This window comes from Flavobacterium bomense, from assembly GCF_003970355.1.
Genome location: NZ_RYDJ01000154.1, coordinates 1 through 1,251 on the forward strand (window position 1 = coordinate 1; position 1,251 = coordinate 1,251).

Genomic DNA, 1,251 nt, shown 5'->3' on the forward strand with positions numbered 1-1,251 from the left:
CTCGAGTGGATATTGTTGATCATTTTACAAATAAAAATGGATTCAAATCACCCTATAACATAAATGTTTTTAACTGGAATGCTAAAATTGTTTTTACAACTAATACTGGAATCTATTTTTACAATACTACCACCAATAGGTTTGAACCTTTTGAACCTTTAAACAAACTTTTTGATCCTTCAAAAAATATACGAAAAATACTTCAATCTCCAGATAGAACATGGTTTATTCAAGATGATGAGGCTGGTTATTTTTTATCCAAAAATCAACAATTATACATCGATTTATTTCTTAATTTGCAAGGAAGTTTTAACCGAGGAATGGAATGTATCTATCCTTTACCCAATAATAAAGTTTTATTTGGAACTAATTCTGGGATTTTTCAATATAATTTAGACCAAAGTCAAAACAAACAAATCTAAAATCTAAATTCAATTCATTATGAGTACTCCAAAATTTGCAACAAACGCATTACACGCAGGACACGACGTTACTAAAACAGCAGGAACCAGAGCGGTCCCAATCTATCAAACTAGTTCTTATGTATTTAATAATTCAGATCACGCTGCCAATTTATTTGGACTTGCCGAAGCGGGATTTATATATACAAGATTAAATAATCCAACAAACGATATACTAGAACAACGATTGGCAGCCCTCGAAGGTGGAATAGCAGCAGTAGTTACAGCCTCGGGAACGGCAGCCATTGCAACATCATTATTGGTTTTGCTCAAGACAGGCGATCATATCGTGGCCTCCAATAGTTTATATGGTGGAACCTATAATTTGTTAAAAGTGACTTTGCCAAGATTAGGAATCACAACTACGTTTGTAGATCCATCAGATGCAAGCAATTTCACCAAAGCCGCCAATGAAAACACAAAAGTATTTTTTGCAGAGAGTTTAGGAAATCCAAAATTAGACGTATTGGATTTGAAAGCCATTTCAGCGGAAGCCAAAGCTTTTAAAGTTCCTTTTATTGTGGACAATACGGTTCCTTCTCCTTATTTATTGAACCCAATCGAATACGGAGCCAATATTGTGATTCATTCCTTGACCAAATATATTGCAGGAAACGGAACGTCACTTGGAGGAGCCGTTATCGATGCAGGAACTTTCGATTGGAGCAGCGGAAAATTCCCTGAATTTACGGAGCCCTCGGCAAGTTACCACGGATTGGTTTATCACGAAGCGCTAGGAAACGCTGCTTTTATTGCTAAAGTTCGTATCGAAGGTTTAAGGGATTACGGA

2 protein-coding genes are annotated in these 1,251 nt (G+C 36.0%); both read left to right on the forward strand.

Annotation, left to right across the window (positions count from 1 at the left end; translation table 11 throughout):
- Positions 1-422: hypothetical protein (locus EKL98_RS17705; protein WP_199740740.1), on the forward strand; the 422-nt coding region annotated here is incomplete at its 5' end.
- 19 nt (positions 423-441) lie between these two features.
- On the forward strand, positions 442-1,251 hold an 810-nt coding region (locus EKL98_RS16340), incomplete at its 3' end, for an O-acetylhomoserine aminocarboxypropyltransferase/cysteine synthase family protein (RefSeq protein ID WP_199740741.1).